The 22,835-nt window shown below is 67.8% G+C and carries 19 protein-coding genes and 2 pseudogenes; 8 read left to right on the plus strand and 13 right to left on the minus strand.

Annotation, left to right across the window (positions count from 1 at the left end; translation table 11 throughout):
- A partial coding sequence (locus tag OHB41_RS50590) for a DEAD/DEAH box helicase family protein (protein WP_266709372.1) occupies positions 1 to 865 on the minus strand: 865 nt, incomplete at its 3' end.
- A gap of 102 nt (positions 866 to 967) precedes the next feature.
- On the opposite strand from OHB41_RS50590, the gene OHB41_RS50595 reads away from it, so the two are divergent.
- From OHB41_RS50595 to OHB41_RS50605, 3 genes and pseudogenes are all read left to right on the plus strand, one after another.
- Positions 968 to 2,281, plus strand: a complete 1,314-nt coding sequence (locus tag OHB41_RS50595) for an ISL3 family transposase (RefSeq protein WP_266696430.1) — start codon at positions 968 to 970, stop codon at positions 2,279 to 2,281.
- A 640-nt stretch (positions 2,282 to 2,921) separates the two neighbouring features.
- A pseudogene (locus OHB41_RS50600) lies at positions 2,922 to 4,058 on the plus strand (IS4 family transposase); the annotation flags it as partial.
- A 1,443-nt stretch (positions 4,059 to 5,501) separates the two neighbouring features.
- Complete coding sequence (locus OHB41_RS50605; protein ID WP_266709374.1) at positions 5,502 to 6,395, plus strand: IS1380 family transposase; 894 nt, start codon at positions 5,502 to 5,504, stop codon at positions 6,393 to 6,395.
- Here the strand turns inward: OHB41_RS50605 and OHB41_RS50610 are convergent.
- The 6 genes and pseudogenes from OHB41_RS50610 to OHB41_RS50640 all read right to left on the minus strand — a co-directional run bounded on the left by OHB41_RS50610 (position 6,373) and on the right by OHB41_RS50640 (position 12,183).
- On the minus strand, positions 6,373 to 6,792 hold the full coding sequence (locus OHB41_RS50610; protein ID WP_526025039.1) for a GNAT family N-acetyltransferase: 420 nt from the start codon (positions 6,790 to 6,792) through the stop codon (positions 6,373 to 6,375). The two genes, OHB41_RS50605 and OHB41_RS50610, sit on opposite strands and share 23 nt — an antisense overlap.
- Positions 6,741 to 8,212 (minus strand): annotated as a pseudogene (locus OHB41_RS50615) (IS3 family transposase). The gene OHB41_RS50610 and the pseudogene OHB41_RS50615 overlap by 52 nt, the downstream one beginning before the upstream one ends.
- Before the next feature lie 29 nt (positions 8,213 to 8,241).
- On the minus strand, positions 8,242 to 8,508 hold the full coding sequence (locus OHB41_RS50625; protein ID WP_266697516.1) for a hypothetical protein: 267 nt from the start codon (positions 8,506 to 8,508) through the stop codon (positions 8,242 to 8,244).
- Between the two features lie 26 nt (positions 8,509 to 8,534).
- A complete protein-coding gene (locus tag OHB41_RS50630) occupies positions 8,535 to 10,721 on the minus strand; it encodes a site-specific integrase (RefSeq protein ID WP_266709376.1) in 2,187 nt (728 codons plus the stop codon).
- Complete coding sequence (locus tag OHB41_RS50635) at positions 10,718 to 11,065, minus strand: helix-turn-helix domain-containing protein (RefSeq protein WP_526024906.1); 348 nt, start codon at positions 11,063 to 11,065, stop codon at positions 10,718 to 10,720. Before OHB41_RS50635 ends, OHB41_RS50630 begins: the two co-directional genes overlap by 4 nt.
- Positions 11,066 to 11,079: 14 nt before the next feature.
- A complete protein-coding gene (locus tag OHB41_RS50640) occupies positions 11,080 to 12,183 on the minus strand; it encodes a tyrosine-type recombinase/integrase (protein ID WP_266697518.1) in 1,104 nt (367 codons plus the stop codon).
- Between the two features lie 309 nt (positions 12,184 to 12,492).
- Between OHB41_RS50640 and OHB41_RS50645 the strand changes: the two genes are divergently transcribed.
- The 3 genes from OHB41_RS50645 (at position 12,493) to OHB41_RS50655 (ending at position 15,574) form a co-directional block, all read left to right on the plus strand.
- Entirely contained in the window at positions 12,493 to 12,927 is a 435-nt protein-coding gene (locus OHB41_RS50645) for a transposase (protein WP_266706462.1), read from the plus strand.
- 476 nt (positions 12,928 to 13,403) lie between these two features.
- Positions 13,404 to 14,633, plus strand: a complete 1,230-nt coding sequence (locus OHB41_RS50650; RefSeq protein WP_266709378.1) for an IS110 family RNA-guided transposase — start codon at positions 13,404 to 13,406, stop codon at positions 14,631 to 14,633.
- A gap of 11 nt (positions 14,634 to 14,644) precedes the next feature.
- Complete coding sequence (locus OHB41_RS50655; RefSeq protein WP_266709380.1) at positions 14,645 to 15,574, plus strand: IS5 family transposase; 930 nt, start codon at positions 14,645 to 14,647, stop codon at positions 15,572 to 15,574.
- On the opposite strand, the gene OHB41_RS50660 is transcribed toward OHB41_RS50655, so the two are convergent.
- The gene (locus tag OHB41_RS50660; RefSeq protein WP_266709477.1) at positions 15,531 to 16,076 is read right to left on the minus strand and encodes a hypothetical protein; all 546 of its coding nucleotides are present in this window, start codon (positions 16,074 to 16,076) and stop codon (positions 15,531 to 15,533) included. The two genes, OHB41_RS50655 and OHB41_RS50660, sit on opposite strands and share 44 nt — an antisense overlap.
- A 327-nt stretch (positions 16,077 to 16,403) precedes the next feature.
- On the opposite strand from OHB41_RS50660, the gene OHB41_RS50665 reads away from it, so the two are divergent.
- Positions 16,404 to 17,516 carry an IS110 family RNA-guided transposase gene (locus OHB41_RS50665; protein WP_526025127.1) on the plus strand — a complete coding sequence of 371 codons (1,113 nt, stop codon included), beginning with the start codon at positions 16,404 to 16,406 and terminating at the stop codon, positions 17,514 to 17,516.
- 14 nt (positions 17,517 to 17,530) lie between these two features.
- Here the strand turns inward: OHB41_RS50665 and OHB41_RS50670 are convergent, their stop codons facing one another.
- A complete protein-coding gene (locus OHB41_RS50670) occupies positions 17,531 to 17,764 on the minus strand; it encodes a Uma2 family endonuclease (protein WP_266709382.1) in 234 nt (77 codons plus the stop codon).
- A gap of 281 nt (positions 17,765 to 18,045) precedes the next feature.
- Positions 18,046 to 18,285 carry a hypothetical protein gene (locus OHB41_RS50675; RefSeq protein WP_266709384.1) on the minus strand — a complete coding sequence of 80 codons (240 nt, stop codon included), beginning with the start codon at positions 18,283 to 18,285 and terminating at the stop codon, positions 18,046 to 18,048.
- 327 nt (positions 18,286 to 18,612) lie between these two features.
- On the opposite strand from OHB41_RS50675, the gene OHB41_RS50680 reads away from it, so the two are divergent.
- Complete coding sequence (locus OHB41_RS50680) at positions 18,613 to 19,242, plus strand: hypothetical protein (protein WP_266709386.1); 630 nt, start codon at positions 18,613 to 18,615, stop codon at positions 19,240 to 19,242.
- A gap of 348 nt (positions 19,243 to 19,590) precedes the next feature.
- Here the strand turns inward: OHB41_RS50680 and OHB41_RS50685 are convergent, their stop codons facing one another.
- From OHB41_RS50685 to OHB41_RS50695, 3 genes are all read right to left on the minus strand, one after another.
- Positions 19,591 to 20,433, minus strand: coding sequence for an IS5 family transposase (locus OHB41_RS50685; protein WP_266709223.1), 843 nt, complete (start codon positions 20,431 to 20,433; stop codon positions 19,591 to 19,593).
- 101 nt (positions 20,434 to 20,534) lie between these two features.
- Positions 20,535 to 21,107, minus strand: coding sequence for a transcriptional regulator (locus OHB41_RS50690; protein ID WP_266709388.1), 573 nt, complete (start codon positions 21,105 to 21,107; stop codon positions 20,535 to 20,537).
- Between the two features lie 255 nt (positions 21,108 to 21,362).
- Positions 21,363 to 22,799: an IS1380 family transposase gene (locus tag OHB41_RS50695; RefSeq protein ID WP_266705751.1), complete on the minus strand. Its 1,437-nt coding sequence runs from the start codon at positions 22,797 to 22,799 to the stop codon at positions 21,363 to 21,365.
- Between the last annotated feature and the right edge of the window lie 36 nt (positions 22,800 to 22,835).

Raw genomic sequence — 22,835 nt, forward strand, 5'->3', positions numbered from 1 at the left:
GGCCCGCGACCGCCGGCACCCCGGCCGCCATCGCCTCCGCCTCACCGACCCGGCTGTGGAACGCCAGCACCCGACGGAACCGCTCCTCCACCGCCGCGCGCATCAACCCCGCCTGAACCGCCGCCAGTCGGGCCCCGCGCACGGCTGCTGACCCGGTGTCCTCGCTTGTCAGGGCGGCGTAGAGGTCCGGGTCACGGATGTCCAGGCACAGCACCTGGTACGGCGCGACGAGCCCGAGCCGGATCGCTTCCGTCAGCCGCAGCTTGTACGCCACCGGCCCGAACACGGGGGAGTCCTCATCCATGCTCGCCACCAGCCGCGGGCTCTCCCCCTCCGCCTCCCAGATACGGGCGGTGGCGGTCATGTAGAGCCGGCGCACCGCCGGAATCTGCTGCTGGTCATGGACTGCCGCCCAAGGGCGGCCAGCATCACCACTGACGCGGTGGGCCTCATCAACGACCATCTGGTCCCAAACCGGCAGGCCAGCCTCGTGCGCACGCTGCAACACCCCCTGGCCGACCGACGCATACGTCGCGAACACCGTCACCGGATCCGGCCCCGACGTCCACGCCACCAACTCGCCGGGATCCGTCGTACACGGCACACCCTGACTCTCCTCAGCACGCAGAGAGCACACCCCGACCATCGCCCCACGCCGACCACCAGCACGCCACGCGCCGGCCATCTGCATCAGCAGGTCCAGCGTCGGCACCAACACCAGCACACGACGCGCAGAAAGACGATTCGCAGACTCCACACCGATCAGCGTCTTACCGGAACCAGTCGCCGCAATTACCTGTGTTCGCAAACCCGGGTCTTCGAAGTTAGGCGGGGTGGGTGAGCCTTCGTCCTCCGGGGTTCTCACGGAGGGTAAGCGTGGGGGTGGTCGGCTCGTGGGTGCAGGGCGTCCGTGGTCATCGGCGATCATGACTGTTCTCCGGCAGTTTGATCACCAGAAACCACGGGCTTGGACAACGATACGGCGGTGCTGCTCGACTTGGACGGCCTTGCCGTCGAGAGCGTTGAGCGGCTGATGGACGGCACCCGGCGGGTGCATCTGACCACAGCGGACGAAGCCGCCCGGGCCTGTCCCTCCTGCGGCGTGTTCGCGTCACATGTGAAGGGCCTCGTGTACACCCGTCCACGTGATCTTCCTTACGGAGAACGGGGATTGGAGTTCGTGTGGTGCAAGCGGCGTTGGTATTGCCGGGAGTCCGGATGCGAGCGGAAGTCGTTCACCGAGCAGGTTCGGCAGATACCGGCCGGGGCCCGGATCACCGGCCGGCTGCGCCGGGCTGCCGCCCTGCGGGTGCGGGATGCTGCTTCCACCGTGGTCCAGGCCGCCCGTGACCTGCACGTGTCCTGGCCGACGGTGATGGACGCCTTCCGCGCGGCCGCCCGCGAGGTCACCGAGGCGCCGCTGCCGGAAGTGGAGGTGCTGGGCGTCGACGAGACCCGGCGCGGACGGCCGCGCTGGGAACAGGATGCGGACACCGGCAAGTGGCACCTGGTGCGCGAGAGGTGGCACACCGGGTTCGTCGACGCGCTCGGGGCCGGTGGCCTGCTCGGGCAGGTCGAGGGCCGTGCCGCCGCCGACGTCCTGGCCTGGCTGTCCACCACCCCTTTGGAGTGGAGAAAGAACATCCGCTACGTCGCCATCGACATGTCAGCCACCTACCGGGCCGCGATCCGCACCGGCCTGCCCGATGCCATCGTGGTCGTTGACCACTTCCACATCGTCCAGCTCGCGAACAAGATGCTCTCTGCTGTACGGCGTCGCACCACCGCCGAGATCCGGGGCCGGCGTGGACGCGCCACCGACCCGGAATGGAAGGCCCGTCGACGGCTGCTGCGCAACCGTGAGGACCTCACCGACCAGCAGTTCGCCACGATGTGGAACGCGCTGCTGGACGAGGGGCCGATCGGGCAGACGCTGCTGACCGCCTGGATCGCCAAGGAGAGCCTGCGCACCCTCCTCGCCCTGGCCCGAACCGGCGCCGACCGCGAAGAAGTAGGCCACGCCCGATGGAAGTTCCTCACCTGGTGCGCGGACTCAGACATCCCCGAAGCCTGCACCCTCGCCACCACCGTCGACCGCTGGTGGCCCGAGATCGCCGGGTTCATCGACACCGGCCACAGCAACGCCAAGAGCGAAGGCATCAACCGCGTCATCAAGCTCGTCGCCCGCAACGCATTCGGCTTCCGCAATGCCGACAGCCAGCGCCTACGCACACGCTGCGTCACCACCCGCCGAGCCCGCGGACACCTCAACCCCGCCTAACTTCGAAGACCCCCATTACAGGGGCTTCATCACTACTACGAGCCGGTCCGCCGGCGTGCCTGGCATCGGTACTCAGTCCCTCACGGCTTCGGACCGCCCGGGACGCTCCCTTCCCCCGCTCACCAGCGGAGACGTATCCAGACCCGCCTTCTCCTGTTCCGCACGAAGGCCGCAGACCGGGCTCGCGTCGCCTGCATGCCGGACACCGCCTGGCCAATAAACGGGCACCCGCCAGACTCCTCCCGGGACTGCCTTGACACCCCGGTTCTGATGTCAACTCTACTTTTCGACACGTCAGCAGCGATTCACTTGCGTTCGCCTTCCCGATCCCCACCTGACACCGTTTTCCGGCGCCTTTTCCTCATCGTTCACCACGGCAGTCTTCAGCTAGCGCAGCATGAGGTGGTTTAAATCCTCCCCCCGCAGGGCGAATTTGAAGGGCCAAACCTTCATCCTCCGTACAGCATCGCTACACGAAGAGTTCCTACATGCTTCTCCCTTTCGCGTTCAGGACACAACAAGGCCGGGTAGTTAGCGTTTTCGCAGGTCACGCAAGCCAGTTGAAGGACTCCCGACGCAGAGCAACGGAGCTCGTTGGTACAGGCAGTCGACCAGGACAGCTTGTCCCGAAGGAGCTCCGTTGCCCCGTCATTGTGTCCTGCCGTCTCCGCTGACGGCCATCACCCGAACGGTCACCGTGGCTGCGGGCCGGTTCGCTCCAGGGCATCTGGGGGAACTGACCGCCGTCGTGCCGTTCGAGCTGGTGGACGCGGTCCTTGCGGAGACGAGGACGGTGCAGCAGCGGCTGCGTGATCTCCCGTCGCGGGTCGGGGTCTACTTCTTGCTGGCGATGTGCCTGTTCCCCGAGGTCGGCTATCGCCTCGTCTGGGACAAGCTGACCGCGGGTCTGTCCGGGATGCCAGTGGCCTGTCCGTCGGCGAAGGCGTTACGTGACCTGCGCCGGCGGATCGGCAGCGCGCCGATGCGGGCGTTGTTCGAGGTACTGGCCGGGTTGCTGGCCCGTCCGACGACGCCAGGTGTGCGTTTCGGTCCGTACCGGACGGTGTCGTTCGACGGCTGCAGTTCGCTGAGGGTGCCCGATTCCGAACGGAACCGGGCCTGGCTGGGCAGGACTTCGCATCATGGCTATCCGACACTGGAGTTGATGACGCTGGTCGAGACCGGCACCCGGGCCCTGGTCGGCGCGGTGTTCGGCCCCACCGCCGAGGGCGAGACGAGCTACGCCGGCCGGCTGCTGCATCTGCTGCGGCCGGACATGCTGGTGCTGTGGGACAAAGGATTCGACAGCAACGCCTTCCTCGCTCAGGTCACCGACACCGGCGCCCAGGTCCTGGGCCGGCTCCGCAGCAACCGGCGCACGCCGGTCCTCACCCGCCTCGCTGACGGCTCCTACCTGTCGGTGATCGGCACCGTGAAAGTGCGGATCATCGACGCACAGATCGCCGTGACCTGCGCGGACGGCACATCCTTCACCGGGTCCTACCGACTGGTCACCACCCTGACCGACGCCCGCCGTCACCCCGCCACCGCCCTGGTGGGTCTCTATCACCAGCGGTGGGAACACGAATCCGCGTACTACGCGCTCCGCCACACGATCATGAACGGCAGCAACCTCCGCTCGGGCGACCCGGCAGGCATCGAGCAGGAGACGTGGGCCTTGCTCACCCTCTACCAAGCCTTACGCACCATGATGGTCGAGGCCGCAGAGTCGCTGCCTGGCACCGATCCGGACCGCTGCTGCTTCACCGTCGCCCTCACTCCAATGCGTCGGGGGAAGGATGAGGCTCATGACCTTCTTCTGGAAGATTCCGCCGTGGGAGCGCTACGAGGACTGCAAGTACCTGGCAGTGACGTTGACGGACGCCGGTGCTGGCCAGTTCAGATTCACCTCGGAGGGAGTGCGAGGCGATGACCCGATCGAGGCGCTGGCGGATCTGCTGATGACTCCCGGATCTCTGCTGGGGCTCATGCCGTCGTATTCGGCACTCATCGGCGTTGTGGTGAGGCGCGGGATCAGCTCGGACTGGATCGCGGAGCCGCCCGTCGAGGTGGGCCGGGACGACCGTCGGCCGGTGGCAGGTCGCCATCACCGAATCCGACCTGCCGGATGTCACCGTGTTCACGCCGACGGAAATCACTGGTCTGGTCAGCCGTCTGCAGTCCCAGTACGGCCGTACCCATTGAGGCACGCTCACCAGCGACGTTCCCGAGGACTGTCGTGCACCGACCACCACCCGCATCACAGGGAGACGACTTGAACGCTATTGAGGTGCCGCTGCGTACGGATGAGCTCATGCGCGCGGGCTTTGCCTGCCACGGGGCCAGGCGATAGGGATCCGGATCGCTGACCCGGGCCGGAACTGGGCAGCCCCGCCCCGGCCCCCTTGCCGCTCCTCCGCCCTGTTCTGCCCCCGCCTCTTTTCTCAGGGGGCAGGGCAGGTTGGAGGAGCGTCAGAGGGTCGCCGGGGAGCCTGGTCGGGGCTGGTCAAGGGGTCTGACCTGGACAGATCGCACACGACCAGGTGGGGGTGCCGGTAGGGGACTTGGTAGGGGAATCGGCACCCCTTGACCCCTGCTGGCGGGCCAGGCCGGCCGGGTCGATGTCCACCGGGAACGGCGCAGCGATGTGGGTGGTGGTGCCGGCGAGGGCGGTGACCGTTTCGACGTACCGGCCGCCCTGCAGTTCGCTGACGATCAGAAGCTGTTGTCTTTTCGATCTTGAGAGATGCGCTTCGAACGGGAGTCTCGATCGGGTGATTGCGGTCGGCGCCGGGCATGAGAGCAGGGCCTCTTGGTAGCTCAGAGGGTGTCTATGCCAACGAGCGATCCAGGAGGCCCTAATTCCTTGTTAACAGCTCCAGCAGCGGGGACCGCCCGCGCCGGACTGTTCGAGTGCGGGACCGTGACGCCTTTCTGGACCCTGGCCGATGAGGCCTCCACTGAGAGCGGCGCGCGACCGTACTCGTGAGCATCTGGAGCACGACGCCTTACGTCTTCCTGGCTGCGAGCCCTCCAGGGAGAGCGGTGAGGGCCAATGATCATGGTGGTGGTCACGTGGGCGCCGGACGGACGCCTCAGCCCGGATCCACCGGCTGATGCCTGTGGATAGTTCTTCCGGATACGAAGAAGTGCCTTGTGACCTGCGATGATGGGGTTTCTCTAGGACCACATCAGGCACGATCGGCAAGGCACTTCCGAGATGCGATCTTCCCATGCCGCGGCGGCGGTCTCATCCGCGTTTGATGATCCGAACCTGATCGCGTACGGCGGGCTGGAGCCGGTGGTGCGGCTGGCCGAGCGGTGCGGTCTGCCGGCTCTGGCCGGGGAGCACATCCGTCTGCCGGCCTCGAAGGACGGCACCGGTGCCTTCCCCGCGGCGAAGCTGATGTCGCTGGTGGGCGGCATGGTCGCGGGCGCCGACAGCGTCGAGGACATGGACCGGCTGCGGCACGGCGCGATGGGCCGCCTGTTCTGCGGAGTGCGGGCCCCCTCCACGCTGGGGTCGTTCCTGCGCTCCTTCACGCACGGGCATGTGAAGCAACTGCACGCCGTGGCCCGCCGGTTCCTGCCCGAACTGGCCCGTCACACCCCACTGCTGCCCGGCGCGGACCAGGCCGCCTACGTGGACATCGACGACACCATCCGCCGCACCTACGGCTACGCCAAACAAGGCACCGGGTACGGATACAGCAAGGTCAAGGGCCTGAACGCACTGCTCGGTATCGTCTCCACACCCCTGTCCGCCCCCGTGATCGCCGCCACCAGGCTGCGCAAAGGGCCCTCGAACTCCGCACGCGGGGCGGCGGCGTTCGTGGCCGAGACCATCCGCACCGCCCGTGCCTGCGGCGCCAGTGGCCTGCTGGTGATGCGCGCGGACTCCGCGTTCTACGGCGCCGACGTCATCAATGCCTGCCGGACGCTGGGCGCCCGTTTCTCGGTCACGGTGCGGATGAACGCTTCCGTCAAGGCCGCCATCGCCCGCATCGACGAGGACGCCTGGACGCCGATTAATGGTGGAGTCGGGTATTGGAACCGTCCGAATACCCTCCCGGCGGGGAGGCGGGAACGGATCACAGCGGCGCCAGGATCATGAGGATCTCGTCGCGGTCGTCATCTGGAGCGAGCCGAAGGGCGCCAGGCCATCGTCCGATCTCCTTCCAGCCGAGACGGCCGTAGAAGTCTTCGAGCCCGACCCCGCCCCGTGCAGCGAGGTGCAGCTGCTTGAGGTTCATCTCGTCGCGGGCGATCTCACGGGCCCGGTTCATCAGCGCAGTGCCGATAGAGCGACCGCGGAAACTGGTGTGGCTCTGGAGGTGGTTGATGGTGCCCCAGTGCGCGACGACCGGGCTTATGTCGCGGCGGATGTTCAGCCAGCCAGCGAGGCTGCCGTCGATGACGGCGCGGAACCTGTCAAAGCGATCAAGGCAGGTAGATCGTTTTAACGCTGTGCTGGGATCAGTGGGCCGTCTGGTGCCGGCTGGTTGATCCAGGCCGCTGCGGGGAGCTTGGGGGGCTCGGGTGGTTTGCGGACGAAGCGTTCGGGGTGCTTCGCGTAGACCGCCTGGAGGACGTCGGCACGCATCTCGCGGAGCTGCTCGGCGAGACCGAAGTGCACGTCGTAGGGCGTGTGCAGGCCGATTCCGGAGTGCCGATGCTCCTCGTTGTACCAGGTGAAGAAGTGGGTGCACCACGCCCGGGCGTCCTCGAGGGATCCGAAACGCTCGGGAAAGTCGTGCCGGTATTTCAGGGTCTTGTACTGGCTCTCGCTGTACGGGTTGTCGTTCGACGTCTTCGGCCGCGAATGCGACTTGGTGACGCCGAGACCGGCCATCATCTGGGCAACGTTCTGCGCGACCATCGGGGACCCGCGGTCCGAGTGGATCGTCAACTGTCCTGGTTCGATACCGTACTTGGCGATCGACTCGGACAGGAACCGCTCCGCGAGGTCCTTGTTCTCGTGCGCGGCGATCATCCAGCCGACCGTGTAGCGGCTGAAGATGTCGATGACCGTGTAGAGGCAGTAGTAGACGCCCTTGACCGGCCCCTTCAGCTTCGTGATGTCCCAACTCCACACCCGGTTCGGGCCCTCGGCGACCAGCTCGGGAACGGTCCGGGGCGGGTGGACGGCCTGGCGGCGGCGTTCACGGACCTCGCCGTGCCGTCGCAGGAGCCGGTACATCGTCGACTCCGAGCACAGGTAGACACCCCGGTCCAGGAGCACCGCGTAGATCTCGGCGGGCGCCATGTCGGCGAACTCCGGGCAATGGAGCACATCGAGGACCCGTATCTCCTCCTCGGGCGCGAGAGCGCGGGGGTGTCGGCGCCGTTCTGGCCGCGGCTTGGCCGGGGCGGGGCTTCGGCGGTGTCGGCGGTAGTAGGTGGCACGGCTCACGCCGAGCGCGGCGCATGCCTGGACGCGTCCGACCAGCCCGGTGAGCTCTTCAAGAGCCTGGTTGCGGGCGGTGTTGAACGCCACGGCCGCGAACTGGGCCCCGGTCACCGGTTCTTCTCGCCGTTCCTGTTCGGGGCGCTGTCCGTGGCGAACTGGTCGAGCAGCGCGGAGAGTTTTCCCTGGACCTCGATGACGGTGCGGGCCTTCGCGAGGTCGGCTTCCAGGCGGGCCTTCTCCGCCTTCAGCTTCGCGATCTCCTTGTCCCTCGGGTCCGCCTTCGGCCGTCCGGCCGACGCGGCGAGCGCGTCCCGGGCGCCCTTGTCCCGTTGCTGCCGCCACGTCGTGATCAACGACGAGTACAGACCCTCCCGCCGCAGCAGAGCGCCCTTGTCCTTCTTGTCCAACGTCTCGTACTCCGCGAGGATTCTCGCCTTGTACTCCGCGGTATACCGGCGCGGACCGGTCGAACGGGCTTCTACCTGCGGATCAGGGGTCCCGTGGTCATTCGTGCTGGCCACCCGGGCACTACTCCTTCTCCGCCCTCGACTCAATGAATCATCCAGTATGCCTGACTCGATCTACTTTGACAGAGAGGGGCGAGGAGGAGTCGGCTGCTATCGGGATCGAGGTCGGCGATGAGCCGGTCGGCGACGGGAGTGACGTGGTCTGTGTCGACGGGCGGGAAGGGGAACCCGGCGGCCCCGCCGGCGTTGGTGACCGTGATCCAGCAGTCGATCAGTTCGCGTTTCAGTTCTGCTGTGATCTCGTGCGGGCGGACGATCTGGTGAAAGACAGGGGTGTTCGTACTGGTCATAACGGGAAGTCTCGCTTTCGGGTCGGTCAAGGTTGGGCTTTCGAGTTGTGCTGGTCACGGTTCCGCTGGGCGACGTCTGAGGCGTAGGCGGCCCAGTCCCCGGCTGATGCTTGCTGCCATTGGACGGCGACTTTGATGTGGACTCCGAGCATCCGGGCGAGGATCGCGGCGGGGACTTCGGTGGCGAGAGTGAACAGCGCGGTGGAACGGTCCTGTTTGGGCCGGATCCCAATTCGGTGAAGGCGTTTGCCGATCTGGCTGTCGGTGAGGGGGAGCCCTGGATGGCCGCCCGGGAACAGCCAGGGAACGTCGTCCGGGGTGCCGATCTTGGCCTTGCCGCGGCGGGTCGTGACGAGCTCGCGGACCAGGCTGGCCAGTGGTGTGGGGAGGACGACTGGCGAGGTGCCGAAGGTGATGGAGACGGTGTCCCCGTCGATGTGGACGTCGTCGACGGTGAGTTGGCTGATGGTGGCGATCTTCTGTGCGTAGAGGATCAGCAGCAGTCCGGCGACGCGGTCTGGGGTCGGCAGTGTGTCGTCGTTGAGGAGGCGCCGGGCGTCGGCCCAGCGTTTCTCGCTGTCGATGACGCCCTGTGGGCCTGTCCAGCGGAGGGTGCCGTAGGTGAGTCCGCGGGCATGCCGGTGCTGTACCGACCAGCGCACGAAGTGGCCGGTCTCGTCGCGGTAGCTGACCGTGGCATCGGCCATCCAACGTTCCAGGTCCGGCTGGGTGCAGGTCCCCAGCGTGAGCCCTTCGCTGTTGAGCCAGGTGAGGAAGCTGTCGGCTGCGGTGACGTGGCAGCGAACGTTCAGATCCTGGAGTCGAGTCGCGTGGCCTTCGCCGAGGCGTCGTCGGAGCCGACGCATGTGGTGCCAGACCGCGTAGCCGTGCAGGATCCGGCGCTCGGCGAGATCGGTGCGGGCCTGGACTGTCTCGGCGATCCATTTCTCGAGGGCGATAAGCCGTTCGTCACGAGGCGGGAGGGTGCCGGTCGCGACCAGGACACTGCGCAGGTGGGCCAGCACTTTGCCTGGGGGGAGTTCGTCGAGGACCTCGTGGGTGACGGGCCTTTCGTCGCGTCCTATGCGCTCGAGGAGGTCGCGGGCCTTCGAGCGGGAGACCCAGGCGATGGCGACGTCCGGGCGCTCGGCACTCGTCAATGCCTCGCGAAACGGGGCGAGTTCGGGACGGAGGGCTCCGGTGGCGTTGCCGAGGAGGTCGCGTACTTGCTGGTCGAGGACGCATCGCTGACAGGGGCGGGGACTGAGCTGCCAGGTGGTGGTGCAGACCCGGTTCGCGACCGGCATGCGTCGGCGGCAGCCGACGCACTCCTCCAGGTTGTCGGGCTGTCTGATCATGCAGTTCGGACACAGCGGCCGGCCCTCGGAGTCGCGGGTGGCGGGCTCACGCACGGCGCCGCAGCCGGAACACGGGACGGCCGCGTGGCGGGCGAAGCAGGCCCGGCAGATCCTCTTGCCCTCCAGCAGTTTGGACAGTGCCTTCACCCCGTAACAGCGCGGGCAGGCCGGCCGGACGACCTTGGTCGCCCCGGCCGCGACGAGCTCATCGATGAACCGCAGGGCAGCAGGAGTAGGGGCTTCGTAACCGGCCCCGGTCAGCAGCTCGGGGCGGGCGACGACGGCCCAGGCCAGGCGGCGCTGCCCGGCGGGCCGGACGGTGGCGCATCCGAGCGCGGTCAGGATCGCGTCGGCATCGAGTGCGGGATCGAGGTTCGTTATGAGTTCGGTGAGTTCCCGAATCGGATCGCCGTCGGTGTCGGGGCAGTTCTGGCAACGGGGCTCGCCGTTGCGGTCCCGGCTGACGACGCGTCGTTCTTCGTGGCAGCCCGCGCAGATGGCTGGCTTGTCGAAGCAGGGTGAGCAGCCCCATCGTCCTCCGGTGCTGCTGCCGACGTAGCGGCATGCGCGGCCGCACTCGCCGCAGCGGGGCAGTGCGACGTCCTGGGCGCCGGCGTCGTGCAGGGACATCAGTAGTTTTGCGACGCAGTAGGGCGCCGGTGGCTGGCCGGTCCGCAGCAGCGACGGGTCGTCGTGCAGGGCCTGGGCGAGGCTGCGGCGGCCCGCTCGTGCGCGTACGACTGTGAGGACGATGTCGCGGACACGCTCGGCGGGCAGGTGCTTTTCGACGTTCCCGACCAGCCGCACGACCAGGCCGACCGGATCCGCGACGACCTCCTCGGCAAGACCGGTCACCGGTCGACTCCGCTGATCCGGGCCCGCCGGGGCCGCAGATCGCCTACTCCTTCGGAGACCGACGTCCCGCCTGCGGCAGCCTTCTTCGGCTTCGTCGCGGAGCCGGCAGCGGCGATGGGTTCGATGAGGTCGTCCATGGTGCAGTCGAGGATGTCGAGCAGGGCCATGAGGATCTTCAGGCTGAGGCGTTCGGGCCGCTCGACGACGAGCCGGTAGACCTGGCTCGACGACAGCGTGATGCCGCGTTCCTTCAGCGGCGGGATGAGGTCGGTGGTGGAGAACATCCCGCGGTCCGCCATGACCTTGCGCAGGTGCCAGTGATAGTCGAGCTTGGCGGCCATCATCAGGTCCTTCCTCGTCAGACGCCGGCGAACGCCGGGGCCAGGGCCTTGCTCAGGGCAGTGTTCATGAAGTCGTCGCTGACGTGCGTGTAGATGGCCGTGGAGCTGTCGCACTCGTGACCGACTTGCTGCTGGATGAAGCGTCGGTCCACCCCGTCCTCGGTCAGATGCGTGACGTAAGAATGACGAATTGAGTGCGGAACTAGATCTTTTGGGAGCTTTAGGGCGTCCCGGTATGCCTCGAACCGGTCGTTGATGGAACTGGGCTGTAGGCGTCCCCCGCGTTCGGTGATCCACAGTGCTGGGTGATCGGGGAAACCGAAGCGCGGCCGGACGTTCTCGACGTAGTCCTCGACCGCCTCGACGGCCCAGTCCATCACCGACAGCACGTTCCGCCGACGTGGCGGCTGACCCTTCTTTGCCTTGCCGTAGCGGACGTTGAGCGTGCCGTACCGGCCGAACTGGCGAGCCTTCGGGTTCCGTCCGAAGTCGACCACGTCCAGCTTCGATGTCTCGGTCCGGCGGAGGCCCCAGCCGTAGATGACCTTGAAGAGGGTGGCGTCGCGGTAGGCGGCGAGGGCGCCCTTGCGCTTGGACTTCACGGCGCGTGCGACCTGGTCGTCGGCGTAGTCGAGGAACCGCTGCAGCTCTTCGCGGCTGAACGGCCGTGCTTCTGGGTCGCCTTCGTAGTCCTGCAGGTGGGGCAGGGTGTTCCACTCGTGTGCGACCGCCACAGGGTGGGCGCCGAAGGCTTCCTCGCAGGCGGGGCCCCAGCCGTAGCGGCCATCGATGAGGAACTCGGTGAACAGCCGAATGTCGCCCTGGTAGCTGCGGAGCGTGGACGGCGCCAAATGCTTCTCGCTCGTCAACGAGGCAGACCACTCGTCCATGTGGGCCGGCGTCCACTGCCACGGGTAGTCGTTCGCGAACTCGAGGAACCGGCGGACGAGCCGTTCCCTGGGGTCGATCGTCTCGTCCTTCAGCCCTCGCGACTTCTGCTGAGCCCGCCAGCCCCGCAGCATCGCGTCGAACATCGCGTCCTCCGGACGCAGCTGAACCACCCCGGACACGAGCTCCATGCGAGCCGACCCGGCCAGGACCACCTTCTGCTGATGCACCACTCCAGACCATCCCTTCTGGAGGGCAGATCATGCATCAAACGGGATGGCCTCGGCAACATGCCTGCTCAGACCGCTAGTTCGTAGTAACGTCGGAGACCGCGAAGCCGTCGCTGTGAGCTGGCGACCTGCGACTTCTCGCCCGTCTGATGCAATTCCCGAGGGTCCAAATACCCCAAGGCGGTCTGGGACGAGGAGGGCCAGTGCTGGATCTCCGACGCCGAGATAGCCGAGGTCCCCTACACCGCCTTCACTTCCAAACCGAAGAAGCAGCAGGTCACCGCCCGTCTGATCGTACGCCGCGTCAAACGCCTGAACGCCGGTGGCGTCCCCGCCGGGCAGGGCACGCTCTTCGATACCTGGCGCTACCACGCCGCGTTCACCGACTCCCCACTCTCCTTGGCCGATGCCGAGCGCGATCACCGACGGCACGCTGTCGTCGAGCAGGTGATCGCCGATGTCAAGAACAGCGCCTTCGCCCACGCGCCGTCCGGTCATTTCCAGGCCAATGCCGCCTGGCTCGCCCTGGCAGCCCTGGCACACAACCTCACCCGCGCCGCCGGCGCCCTGGCCTCCACGTTCCACGCCAAAGCGACCACCGCCACCATCCGTGACCACCTGATCAACGTGCCCGCCCGCCTGGCCCGCTCCGCCCGCCGCCTCACCCTGCACCTGCCCGAACGCTGGCCCTGGAGGGAGGACTTCGCCCAGCTCTTCAGCATCGTGCACGCACCACCAGTCCTCTGACGCTCCCTGACCGACCTGCCCGAATGGGCCCGAGACCCGTGGACAAAGTGGAAAGGCTGGGCAGACCAGCGGCCGCCCCATGCCCGAATCCGCAACTCAGCCCCGACACAGCCTGCACGACCCCGAAACGATCAACCCGGAATCAAGCCGGTGGATCCGGGCTCAGGAGGCCCTGGCGTCGACGTCTCACAACAGAGCGGCGGCGTTCGGCGTCCTCGCGGCCTCCACCATCGTCAACACTGCTTGCTTGATCACTCGTTGGTGCTGGTGGTGCGAGCCCACTACACGGAGACCTCTCGATACGCCCGAGCGCCCGAGCTCCCGCATAGACCGAGGCCCGCGTGGTGCGCTGGTGCCACGAACGGCTAGTGAGGTGGCGGACCAGCCCGATGGGCCGAGTCCTGGAATTAGGTCGCTGCGTGGCCCGCATGTGCTCGTGACCAGCACAGATACCCGTGCCATGAGGAGGGAACATCTTGATCTACTGCGGAATCGACTGGGCTGAGAAGACCCACGACGTCGCTTTGGTCGACGACAGCGGCGAGTTACGGGCCAAGCGTCACATCACCGACGACGCGGCCGGCTACAAGCTCCTGCTGGACCTGCTCGCCGAGCACGGCGATACCGAGGAGAACCCGATTCCGGTCGCCATCGAGACCTCTCGCGGCCTGCTGGTCGCGGTGCTGCGACAGGGCAAACGCCAGGTGTTCGCGATCAATCCGCTGGCCGCCGCCCGCTACCGCGACCGGCACAGCGTCTCGCGCAAGAAGTCAGACCCCGGCGACGCCCTGGTCCTGGCGAACATCCTGCGCACCGACATGCACGCCCACCGGCCGCTGTCGAACGACACCGACCTCGCCCGCGCGATCGCCGTCCTGGCCCGCGCCCAACAGGACGCCACCTGGAACCGCCAGCAGATGGCCAACCAGCTCCGCTCCCTGCTGCGCGAGTACTACCCCGCCGCCCTGGACGCCTTCGCGGCCTGGCAGAACGGCCTGTGCCGGCCTGAAGCCCGCGAGCTCCTCAAGGCCGCACCGACCCCGGTCAAGGCCGCGAAAATGACCCGTACGCAGATCGACGGCGCACTCAGGCGGGCCGGACGCAAACGCGGCATCGAGGCCGAGGCCGAGCGGATCCGTGAAGTCTTCCGCGGCGACTTCGCCCACCAGCCACCCCTGCTGGAGGACGCGCTCGGCCAGCAGATGCTCGCCCTCCTGCGCCAACTGGAGGCCGCCTGCACCGCCACCGACGACCTCGCCAAGGCGGTGGCGGAGACTTTCCCCGAGCACCCGGACGCTGACGTGATCCTGAGCTTCCCCGGGCTTGGCACCCAGCTCGGCGCCCGGGTCCTCGCCGAGATCGGGGACGACCCCACACGATTCGCCGACGCCCGCGGCCTCAAGGCGTATGCGGGCTCCTCGCCCATCACCCGGGCCTCCGGCAAGAAGTCGAGCATCACCCGTCGATGGGTCAAGAACGACCGGCTCAACCACGTCGGCTACCTCTGGGCGTTCTCCGCCATCACCGCCTCGCCCGGCGCCAAAGCGCACTACCGGCGGCGTCGTGACGACCACGGAGACTGGCACGCAGCCGCCCAGCGCAATCTCTTTAACCGAATGATCGGCCAGCTCTACCACTGCCTCCAGAAACACGAACTGTTCGACGAACAGACCGCGTTCCCAGTCCAACTTGCCCCCGCGGCTTGACACTTAGCCGCGTGAGGTGTCTGTTGTCGCAGTTCTACGCGACCGCCGAGACGGAGTCCACCCCGGTCACCCTCGCGTGTGACTGTCTGGCTCACCGGTTCGGAAACGCCACCGACAACGGGATGCGCGAGCGCCGTTACCCGACCGACATGACCGACGGGGAGTGGGCCAAGGTCCGGCCGCTGCTGCCGGTGCCGGGCTGGATGCGCGGTCGCGGCGGGCAGCCGGAGGCGTACTGCCACCGGGCGATATTGGACGCGATCCGCTACCTCGTTGACAACGGAATCAAGTGGCGCGCCATGCCGGCCGACTTCCCGCCGTGGGACCGGGTATACGCCTTCTTCCGCCGCTGGCGCGACCACGGCCTGGTCAAGGAGTTCCACGACCGGCTACGTGCGCAGGTCCGCGAGAAGGCGGGCCGCGACACGGAGCCGACGGCCGGAGTGATCGACTCGCAGTCGGTGAAGGCGGACGCGGTCGTCGGCTCCGACAGCCGCGGCTTCGACGGCGGCAAGCTGATCAACGGCCGTAAGCGGCATGTCGTGGTCGACACCCTCGGACTGCTGCTCGCGGTGATGGTCACCGCCGCGGATGTCGGCGACCGCGCCGCCGCCCAGGTCCTGCTGCGCCAAGTCGCTGACGCGCACCACCGGCTGGCCCTGGTCTGGGCGGATGGCGGCTACACCGGCAGTCTCGTCGAGCACTGCCTGGCCACGCTCGCCCTGGTCCTGGCGATCGTCAAGCGCAGCGACGACATGCGTGGCTTCGTGGTGCTGCCCAAGCGGTGGATCGTCGAGCGCCTTTTCGCCCACCTGATGCGCACCCGCCGCCTGGTGCGCGACTTCGAGCGCCGCACCACCAGCGCCGAGGCGATGGTCTACTGGTCGATGACCCTGCTCATGACCCGCCGCCTGGCCCGGTCACATTCTGCGCGAGCGTGAAGCGGCCCGGCTGCTGTTCGGCCAGCCAGCCGCGCGCGACCAGGCGTTTCGCCTTCGACCGCAGCGCCTCCACCTTCGCCGGCACCGCGTCCAGGCCGAACAAGACGGCCATCTCCTGGCAGGTCAGCGGCCCTTGATGGAGGCGATGCCGGTCCGCAAGGGCCTGCAGGATGCGCTGGTAGTCGATCGATAGCACAGACCAGGCCAGTCCCTCGCGCCACATGGGCACCTGTGACTTCGGCTTCGCGGCCCTCGATGCCGATGATGCCTCCTCGGCCGGTCCCTCGGCCGGCCTCGCCCGCTCGGTCCGGGCGTGATCTTCGGTCTCGTCCACCGGCGCCAACACCTCGCCGACCCGCGAGCGGGCGATGACCCACTCCTTCCAATCCCGCTCGGCCACAGCCAGCTCGGCCTGGACGCGGTCGGCTTCCTCCCGCAGCTCGTCCACACGACGGCGAGCACCCAGCTCACGCTGTTCCAACAGCCCAACCACCGATGGCATCCACGACCTCCCGGGCAGCGACAGCACGACAGGCCACTACTCCCACGGGATCGTCGACCCTATGCCCGACCAGCGAAAACGCAGTCTTCAACTCCGGAAAGACTGTGAGGATGATCTGGTGCCGCTTCGAGCGGTGGTCTGACTCGCGGAAAGACTGGCTTTGGTGCCTTTCTGTTGATCTGTCGGCCACCGCGCGGAGCGGCATCAGCTGCCGCCGGGCAGGGGATGTGTCCCGATAGGGGCCTTCGCGACAGGCACCGTCACAGTCTTGACCTCCCCGGCCCGGCGACGGCCACCGGTTCCGAGGCGATCAGGAGACAGGCGACCTTGCCCAGCATCACGCAGCCAGCTGCCCCGTGTCACATCCCGGCCGACACCGACGAAGAGATCCTTCTCGGCGTCGACACCCACAAGGACTTCCACGCAGCGGCCATCGTCACCGTCCTCGGCGCCGCCCTGGATGGCCGCACCTTCCCGGCCACCACCGAGGGCTATCGCCAACTCGTCGCCTGGGCACGCTCGTTCGGCGCCCTGCGCCGGGCCGGGGTGGAGTGCACCGGCTCCTACGGTGCAGCGCTCGCTCGCCTCCTGCGCGCCGAGGGCATTGAGGTGACCGAGGTCAACCAGCCCGACAAGGCGGCACGCCGACGACGTGGCAAGACCGACGCCGTCGACGCGGAAGCGGCGGCCTGCGCCGTGCTGTCCGGTCGCGCGACCGCGACCGCGAAGACGAGCGACGGCCCTGTCGAAGCGCTGCGGCTGCTCAAGCTCGCGAAAGGGTCCGCGATCAAGTCCAGGACCCAGGCCATCAACCAGCTCAAGAGCGTCCTGGTCTCGGCCGACGCCGCCTTGCGCGAGTCGCTGGCCGGGCTGAGCAATCCGCACCTGTTCAGGCGGTGTGCTGAGCTGAACGACTCGCAGGAAGACGGGCCAGCAGACACTGCCCGACACGTGCTGAAGCTCCTCGCCGGCCGCATCCAGCACCTGACCGGGGAAATCGACAACCTCAACAAGCGGATAGCCGCGGGCGTCGAAGCACACTTCCCCGGCCTGCTCGACACGCACGGCGTCGGCCCGGACAGCGCCGCCACCCTGCTGATCTCGGCCGGCGACAACCCCGATCGCCTCAGCAGCGAGGCGTCCTTCGCCGCCCTGTGCGGCACCAGCCCCGTCGAGGCATCCTCCGGCAAGACCCAACGACGGCGGCTCAACCGTGGCGGCGACCGCCAGGCCAACGCGGCCCTCTACCGGATCGTCCTCAGCCGCCTGCGCTGGGACGACCGCACCCAGGATTACCTGCGGCGACGCCTCGCCGAGGGCAAGACCCGCCGGGAGATCATCAGGTGCCTGAAGCGATACGTCGCACGCGAAATCTACCGACTCATCGCCCCCATCAGGACAGCCGCATGCCCTGCAGCACCCAACGGAACCGCAAGTTGACATCCATAGGGGCATCAACGGCTTCTCAGGCGCGGGGCGGGGTCGAACTCCAGGCGCCAGAAGTGCGGGATCGCGGCTTCGGCGTAGAGCAAGGGCTTGAGCTTTCGGTCCATCGTCTTGTTGCCCGGGGAGACGAGTTCGATGGCGAGCTGCACGGCGTCCGCGTCCGCGTCCACGCTGACGGTGTCCTGGGCAGTGGCGCCCGCGTCGGTGACCACGAGGTCGGGGACGACCAGGCCGGAGGGCAAGGTGACTTGATGGCTTCGAGGACTTCCACCGGGGCGCCGGCTGCGCGGGCGGCTGTGTCGAGGATGGCGTGGAGCCGGAAGCTCGCCCGCTGGTGACGGACTCCGGGCGCGGGCGACACTCTCCCAGCAGCTCATAGCGGGTCGTACGGTCCTCGGGCAGCGCCAGGGCGTCGGCCAGGGTCCAGGGTCCGGCGTGATCCGTGGCAACGCTCACCTGCTCCACCTCCTTCGCTGCGAACGCCATTCCCAGTGTGGCCCAGGCCGGGGCCGGCTGTCGCGCGTCAGGAGGTCTGGTCCCCGTCCAGAGGCCGGACCATGTACGGGTACTCATCAGAGTGGCGCTGCAGCCGCGCCATCATCCACGCCGTGCCTGCGTCCATGCCGGGGCCGAAGTCGGCGGCGATGCGCCGGGCCTGCCACGTCGTACGCGGAGCGAGGATCCAGCGCTCCATCGGAAAACTGACGCGCGCCGGCGCGGTCTTCGGCAGGCCGGGATTGCGAAGGGGTTCGGGGTCGCTCACGTGGCGAGTGTCGCGGCGGAAGATCTTGGAACGAGGACAACTTGCCTGCTCACCGCCCTGATGAGGGGTTCAGGACCCGCCTCGTTGACAGCACCGGGCATCGCCCGGCGCGAGGGCGGGCTGTCTTCTGCTCGTCTTGTCTCACACGGGGGTGGGATCCGTTTGCTACGAGGCCTCGTCCGACGCTCGCAACGAGGCTGAGGCATCCAGTCCCGCGAACGGACCTGTGCGTCCCGCCCTCCCCGCATCGGCGCATTTGGGCGGGCTACCCGCGGCAGTGACCAACCGGCATACTCAGGTGACTTTCAGTGATCCGAAGGGGTGGGCGTGTTCAAGGCGTGGCGCGAGGAATACCGAGCCAACCAGGCAGTGAAGCGGCAGATCGAGCTGGAGCGGTGGCAGCAGGAAAAGCAGTGGCGTGAGGACGATCGCGCGGCACGGCTCAAGATCGCGGCTGACAACGCCCCGGCCTTGGCCGAGCACAACGGCCACATGAAAACGGCCGCCGGGGTCTCGTACTTGACGCTGATTTGCCATGAGGACACGTGGACGTTCATGGCTCAACGCGCCTTCGGGCAGTGGGAGCCAGCCTGGACCCAAAGTACGAAGCCGACGAGCATGGCCCAGATTCACGAAGCCCCTGGCAGCGTCGACTCGACGAGGTTCACCGTCGATCCGAACTTGCCACCGGGGCGGATCAGGAAACTCGGAGCTGCCTCGGGCCGCAGTGGGCTCCAAGAAGTGCTCCTGTCCGGCCACAATCTCACGCAGCTTCTGGGCGTGCTGTACGAAGGAATCAAGGAGGATGACGCTGCGGCCTCCGCCCGATGCAGCCGCCTCTACAACAAGCTCGCCGACTTCGTAGAGCTGGTCGACCCGGATGCCGAGGCCGGCCAGACGACAGGAGTCTCGTTCCGCATCGACGACAGCCTCGACGCGGCGCACGTCACGCAGTAGACCGCTCTGCAGCTCGCGCCCCCGCTCAAGGCAAGGACGATCGTCCTTGCCTTGAGCGGGGTTCAGCGGCCCCACCCCGCCGAGGTGTTCTGGCCCCACCCTTCGAACGATTAGGCGACCGTCCGCTCGGGCCCCCGGCGGCCTCTTCTCGCCAGCTGCGCCTGTGTGCCGACCACCTACCGGCCCGGCACTCGAACGCTTGGCGGAGCCGCTTCTCACCGTTTCGGTTGTGCCGGAACTGCCCGTTGCAGACACCCGCCGTTTGATGCGGTGAGGCTGGGAATCTCTGCCACATGTGGCAGAGATTCCCAGCCCAATGTCTTAGAGGTCGCGCGGATAGGCGTGCGGTCACGGCCGGCGGTTCGGGCGTTCGTCCCAGCGGTGTGTTGTCCATGCCCGTCGAATCAGGCTACGCACGGTGATGATGGTGTCGGCGAGGTCGAAGAATGCGTCGATGACAGTGGCGCGCCGCTCGTAGCAGCGGGCGAGCCGGTAGAAGGCGTTCTGCCAGGCATGGGTGCGTTCGACGTGCCAGCGCCTGCTGGCCTGGATGGGCGCCTTCTCCCCCTTGTGTGCGATGCGGCCGTGCAGGCCGCGTTCGCTGAGCAGCTCGCGGGTCTTGTCCGAGTCGTAGCCGGCGTCCAGGTGCACGGTGATGTCGTCGGGTAACGGCCCCAGGTCGTCCAGGCGGTCCAGGGTCGGGGCGAGCAACGGGGAGTCGTGGCGGTTGGCGCCGGCCAGGACACGGCCCAGGGGAATGCCGTACCCGTCCGTCATGCCTGAGCGTTTCAGGCCCTGTTTGCCGCGGTCGACTGGTGAGCGACCGGCTGCCTCGCCGCCTCCGGGCGCCTTGGTGATGGAGCCGTCCACGGCGATCTGGTCGAGGACGAGGCCGACGATCCGGTCGTAGGAGTCCAGCGCGATCTTCTTGAGCTGGGCGAACACGCCGAGTTGTATCCACTCGTCGCGGCGGGTGCGGATCGTGGTGGCCGAGCAGGCCGTGTCGGCGATCGCCTCGTAGGAGCAGCCGAAGCGCAGCAGTTGCAGCATCTTGTCGAAGATGATCCGGTCACTGATGCGCCGCCGATGGCAGCCGAGTGGATGGTCCGGATGGAACTCCGGCCGCTTGGGCAGCAGAGCCACGAATTGGTCCCAGAGCGGTTCGGTGAGCCATGATGGCAGCGCGGGCACAGGTCTCCTCAGTGGTCACAGAGCGTCGCAACTCCATGATCATCGGGACCTGTGCCCGTTCTGTTGTCGGGGTCCCCAACCGCGCCTATCCGCGCGACCTCTTACGCGGCGAATCCGACGTTCGTCACGTACTCGTACTGGCCCCACTGCGAGCCGAGGTCGATGACCTGCTCCACCCACGCGTCGTCCAGCTCCTGGTCCGCGCCGGCCGCCCACGCGGCGACGATGCGGTCCCAGCGGCGCACGTTCATGTGGCGCAGGCCCATCTCGCGCTGGCGGGGCCGGTTCACCTGGGACTGGTTGAGCGGGTGGATCTCCACCCGCGTCCCGCGGCCCTCGCGGTTGAGGCGGGCGAGCAGGTAGCGGGCGACGTTCTCCCGCCGGACCGTGCGGTAGACCCGCTCGATGCGTTCCAGGGTGGCGCGGCGCGGGGTGACGCTGCCGTCCCGCCAGCTCTTCAACTGCGCCTTGGTCGGGGTGAAACCAAGGGCGGCCGCGGCGGCGCGGGCGTGGGCGGTGCGGGTCAGGTAGGTGAGGCGGGCGGCGAGGCCGCGTCGGGCGGTGATCGGGGTGGCGATGTAGCCGGCGAGGTTGTCGAGCTGGCGGGCGACGGCCTCGTGGCCTTTGATGCCGCGGGCTCCGAATTTCCCGAAGTCGATGTTGCGCTCAGGCATGGTCTCTTCCGATTCCTCAAGTCTGCGATCACTGTACGGGCTTCTGCGGGCCGATGGGCCGCCCCGGCGGGGGAATTGACGCCGGGTCAGGTGATCGGCTCTAGCCTCGCCGTTTCGGTTGGGCTGAGGCGGCGTCGCTGATCGCCAACTGTTGGGTGGCCGATGTGATTTCGGTGCTTGGGCAGGTCGGAGTCCCGGCGCGGTGGTCGGGTTCTCCGGGTTCTTTCGGGTCGTGGGCGGACGGGGGTTTGCTGGTCAGCTGGCGGGTCGGGGCAGTGCGGCGAGGCGGTGGAAGGCCGTGGCCAGTTCGTGTCTCCAGGGCCAGGTCGCCGATATTCGCAGGTGGAGGCGTCGGCCGCCGCGGGTGAGGCGGGCCGTGACGTGCAGTAGCCGGTAGCGGAGTTTCTTCGGCTCGGCGGTGGCCAGCTCCCCGTCCAGGAGGAGGACACGGGTCCAGGCGAGCAGGTCGATCGCGGCGAGGCTGAGTTCGAGCCAGACGGCGTTGACGGCGAAGTCGCGGGAGGGGAAGCGGCCGAAGCCGGTGGTCTTGCCGCACCGGATGTGGTCCTCGACAGTGGCATGTCCGCGGTGGCGGACCTCCAGGAACTGGGCGGAACCGCCACCGGAGTACGGGGTGTCGGTGAGGAACACCTGATGCCGCAGGCCCTCGTCCTGGTCGAACAGGGACAGCTGGGCTCCGGGGTGCGGCCGCTCCCGGCGCACGATGATGCGGGTGCCGGCCGGGTAGCCGTCCAGATCGACCATGCCGGTCAGCTCGGCGACCTCGGCGCCATCACGCAGAGTCCCGTCCTGGTCCAGGGCGGGATGCCAGAGGCGGTCGGGCATGGCCCGAATGGCTCGGCGGACCGGCTCGGTGATGGCGTATCCGACCGAGAAGAAGGTACGGATTCCTCGTTTCCGCACGTCGCGGACGTGGGCGAGGAATGCTTTCGCGGATCCGGCACTGTCGGTGCGGACGAGGATGTCGGTGCCGTGAAGTTGCGCGTCGGGGATCTGCGCGAGTGCCTGGTCGAACACCGTGATGTGGTCGCTCGCGGTGTTGGCACCGGCGTTTCCGGGACGGAGTCGGCCCGCCAGTGCCTCGCCGGTGTTGGCCAGGAAGCACAGCAGCGGGTGGAAGCCGAAGCCGCCTTTATAGGTGGGTGCGGCCTGCTCCTTCTCGGAGTGGCAGGTGATCAGCGTGGCGTCGAGGTCCAGGACCAGCCCGGGCAGAATGCGTCCCGCGGCCCGGACTGCGGGTATGCCCTCGCCTTGCTCGGCGGCCTGCATCCAGGCGACTTCCCGAGCTTGGGCACGCGCCGCGCGCAGAGAAGCCAGTGTCCTCTCGTCGGTGTCGGCGAGCAGTCGCCAGGCCGTCGGTGCCGAGGCGACCGAACCGAACACCCCTGCCTGGTCCCGCAGTACGGCCAGGTCCGCGATGGCCTCACCGCCGTCGGCGAGCATCACCGCCAGGTCGGTGGCGATCCGGCCCGGATCATGCCCGGTCCCGCGCGGCCGAAGTGGCCTGAGCGCGGTGGAGTACGCGGCGGTCAGCCCGGTGGCATCAGCGAGATCGGCCAGTAACCGTGCCCCGGCATGCCCGACCACCCCCGAACCATCTGCACTGACCTGGATCTTGGGACGCAACCCGATAGCCTGCACGTAGAAAGTGCCCTCCGCCTGGACCGACAGAACTCCTCAGCAAGGTTCATCGTCCCAGGTCAGGAA

Origin of the sequence: Streptomyces sp. NBC_01571, assembly GCF_026339875.1 — a bacterium.
Classification (GTDB): domain Bacteria; phylum Actinomycetota; class Actinomycetes; order Streptomycetales; family Streptomycetaceae; genus Streptomyces.

Bases quoted from the DNA above. Each gene is read 5' to 3' on its own strand.
- OHB41_RS50605 (WP_266709374.1), top strand. From the start codon at position 5,502: ATGCGATCTTCCCATGCCGCGGCGGCGGTCTCATCCGCGTTTGATGAT.
- OHB41_RS50625 (WP_266697516.1), bottom strand. From the start codon at position 8,508: ATGACCAGTACGAACACCCCTGTCTTTCACCAGATCGTCCGCCCGCAC.
- OHB41_RS50635 (WP_526024906.1), bottom strand. From the start codon at position 11,065: ATGATGGCCGCCAAGCTCGACTATCACTGGCACCTGCGCAAGGTCATG.
- OHB41_RS50660 (WP_266709477.1), bottom strand. From the start codon at position 16,076: ATGCCATCGGTGGTTGGGCTGTTGGAACAGCGTGAGCTGGGTGCTCGC.
- OHB41_RS50690 (WP_266709388.1), bottom strand. From the start codon at position 21,107: ATGCCTGAGCGCAACATCGACTTCGGGAAATTCGGAGCCCGCGGCATC.